This window comes from Cypionkella sp. (assembly GCF_030652235.1).
GTDB lineage: Bacteria > Pseudomonadota > Alphaproteobacteria > Rhodobacterales > Rhodobacteraceae > Cypionkella.
Window position 1 is genome coordinate 120,114 of record NZ_JAUSBA010000026.1, and the last position, 3,123, is coordinate 123,236.

The 3,123-nt window shown below is 58.6% G+C and carries 4 protein-coding genes; all 4 read left to right on the top strand.

Going from position 1 to position 3,123, the window contains the following annotated elements:
* Positions 1-120 precede the first annotated feature (120 nt).
* The 4 genes from Q7V03_RS08370 to Q7V03_RS08385 all read left to right on the top strand — a co-directional run bounded on the left by Q7V03_RS08370 (position 121) and on the right by Q7V03_RS08385 (position 2,759).
* Positions 121-852, top strand: coding sequence for a hypothetical protein (locus tag Q7V03_RS08370; protein ID WP_304925143.1), 732 nt, complete (start codon positions 121-123; stop codon positions 850-852).
* Between the two features lie 24 nt (positions 853-876).
* A complete protein-coding gene (locus Q7V03_RS08375; RefSeq protein WP_304925144.1) occupies positions 877-1,536 on the top strand; it encodes a hypothetical protein in 660 nt (219 codons plus the stop codon).
* Between the two features lie 46 nt (positions 1,537-1,582).
* Positions 1,583-2,218, top strand: a complete 636-nt coding sequence (locus Q7V03_RS08380; protein WP_304925145.1) for a hypothetical protein — start codon at positions 1,583-1,585, stop codon at positions 2,216-2,218.
* 115 nt (positions 2,219-2,333) lie between these two features.
* Positions 2,334-2,759, top strand: a complete 426-nt coding sequence (locus Q7V03_RS08385; protein ID WP_304925146.1) for a hypothetical protein — start codon at positions 2,334-2,336, stop codon at positions 2,757-2,759.
* Positions 2,760-3,123 lie beyond the last annotated feature (364 nt).

The following is a 3,123-nucleotide window of genomic DNA, read 5'->3' on the forward strand; positions in this document are numbered from 1 at the left end:
TGCTTGAACAAAAGCTGCCAGCCCCCACGGGCTGGCAGCCACTGCGTGCGAAAGATCAAGGATCACGCCGCTGCCTGTGTTTCAGATCTAAATGATCTTATTAATCCTGAGGAAGAGTTGATGTTGAGCCATACCAACAAGGTTATGCTGCGCCGCAGTTTGGTGCCGTGCTTTGCGATGATGCTCGGGTTCATCGCCACGCCTGGCTTTGCGCAGTCGACCCCATCCGATCTGTCAACCAATGACCAAACCGTTTCGGGCGAACAGAACGCCAATCTGACCAGCAGCCCGACGGCGAATGTGACCGTGCAATCCATCACCGGCGGCGCTGCCAGCTATCGCATGACGCCGAACGCACCCGGCATGCCCAGCTTTGCGGGGGGGCCGTGCATCGGCGCCAGCATGGCGGCCTCTGGTGCCATACCGGGGGTGTCCTTTGGCGGCGGCGTGTCGAAGGAAGATGCCAGCTGCCAGCGCCGCAACTGGGTGCAAACCCTGATCGGCGCGTCGCAAAGCTTGTCGCCCGAAGATGCGTTGTTCATGAAACGGCTGGCCTTTGAGGTGATGCGCGATGATGAATACCTGTCGCCCGGCTTTGCCCGGCTGGGTGTCGCGCCGCCGACCAATACGGTGAAAAAGAATTTCTGGGGTAAGCCCATCGCAACGACCTCTGGTGTTTCGGTCGCCACGTCAGGCACTGCTGAGACCGCCCCGCAAGTCGTTGCTGCTGTTGCTGCCCCCCGGCCTGTGGCGCGCGCTGCAAAAAGCTGTGTGGTTGTGGTTGCCGCCTCTGCCCCCGCACAGATGAAAGCACTGTTGGGCAGCAAAGGCTGCGCAGTTGTGGTGCGCTGATTGTCGGATTCAGGGAAAAAGCCTATGACATGCAGGATTTCAGCGGCTGCTGCCGGGCTATGGCTGTGCGTGTTCACGGCCGCTGCTGGTGCTGAGCCGGTCGAGACCAATCTTCGGCTTGCCCCGCTTGACGTGGTGCTTCTGGCTGCTCCCTCTGGTTTTGAGGCCGCTGTGTCGGGCGCAGACCCGCGTCTGCTGACGGTCGGCCCGCTGTCGCCGCCCGATCTTGCCGACGTGCTGGGGGTCGTGCTGCCAGAGCCGATTGCGCCGTGGAGTCCGGGCAGCCCGCCGCCGACCTTGGCCGATGTGATCAGTGTTGTGATCCTTGCAAACTGGAACCCCTACAACCCACTGGACGCCGATGGCGACTGGGGCTGGGGCGCACAGACTGGTGTGATTGCCGAGGCTTCGATGGCCTGGCGCGCGCAGATGGCGGCCTATCAGGTGCAATCGGCGCAGAGCAACGCGCAGCAGATCAACGCGTTTTCAGGGGCCATTCAGGCGCAGTTTGACATCGCGATGGACCCGAACCGCTCGCCCTTCGACGGGATTGTGGCAAGTGATCTTGCGCAGGATGGCGGCCTTTTGACGACCGAGTTCCACTGGGGCCGCGGCGATCCCAGTCATGTCGAGCGTGTTTTTGTGAAAATTCGGGAATCGCACCCCGGGTTTTTCGGTGAATAGGATTTGCGGCGCACCCCGCGTGCCCGCCTTTGGTAAGGAAGTTCAGATGACATTGCGTTTTGGGTCGAGGTTTGTATCGTTGGCTTTGGTGGCAACTTTCGGTGCGTTGGCGGCTTGTGCGCCTGCTCCGGCCAAGCTGCTGAACCCGGCAGACGAGCGCGCCTTGAAGATCATGGTCGCGCCGCCAGTTCCGTGCAGCGATCTGAAGATCGATCTCGTGAACACCTATGGCGGTTGCGAGAACTATGGCGGCATGATGGAGGGCGACAAGTTCACTAAATATGACCGTCCGAAAGACGACTCGGCTTTGATGACGGCAGTGGACGTGCGCTGCTATGATCTGCGGCCCGAGCGGATTGGCAGTTACGCGGTTTGCGCCCCGACTGTCCTGGTGTTGGCAAAGATCGGTGGTCCGACTTCCCCTCCGACCACCCCTCCGGAAACGCCTGCGCCAAGTGTGGCAACTACGAGTAACACCTCGGGCGCCAACCCTGGCACGGCTGCAACTTCTGCCACACAGAGCAGTGATGGGTCCAAGGCGGCAACCGCCGATGCCGGAAACACCAGCACGCAATCGTCCAGCACACAGAATCCGAATGGCACGCAGTCTGTTTCTGCCGGTGGTACCCGCGCGACACGAAACGCAGACGGCAGTTACTCGGGTGTTTCCTTTAACAACTGAGCTAGGTTTGCTTCCTCGTGATGGTATGACATGACGCGATAGGTTTTGGCGATCCGGGCTTTGGATCGCCAAAATACAGGGTGCCCCACACCTTAGGTTTTTAATGGAGTACCCGATGCGGAAGTTTCTGATCCCTTTGTTGCTGGTTGTTCTGGCGTCTTGTTCACAGGTTCCGTCGGTCAAGGACCGTGACGTGCCAAGTGCGTTCTTTGTGTTTTTCGATGAGAATTCCGCCAAACCCGTTGAAGGGTCGACAAAGATTCTTGATGAGGTTTCGGCCTTTCTGAAGTACTACGACGATCTCTCGGTCAGTATTGTCGGTCAAAGGGCGATCAGCGAAACGTCCGATAAGACGGATGGCCCGCTTGACGCACAGCGGGCGGCTGTTGTTGCGGCGCAGTTGCAACGGCGCGGCATCGAGATTGGTCGGATGGTGGTCGACAGCAAAGATGTGTCGGAATCGATGGCTGTCGCGGCTGGCGGTGACAACGCGGTTGATCAGCGCGTGGATATCATGATCCGGATTGTCCCGGCGTTGTAACAGACCCGCGCCTTGATTTTTGCCTTTGTGTCATGATCGACCTGCTGCCCCCCGGTGGAAAAGCCCCGGGCAGCATTTCTAGTATCTTCCGCGCGCGTAATGTTGATCATTTGTGGGCTCATCCCGGCCTGCCCCTGAGGCAAGGTATCTTTCGATGTGCGCAAGCTATCTAACGATACTATATCCATTGTTGCTGAGAATGCAGCGGAAACTTACATTAGATTACAGTATATTAATTACTTCGTGGAGATAGATTGTGGCTCTTCCGTTCGCAGACAATAGCTTCGACTCTTTGCCGAAATTCATGGGGAACCGGAAATCGCGGCGAGCGCTTGCGAAATCTGCGCCCACACGATTTGCAAGG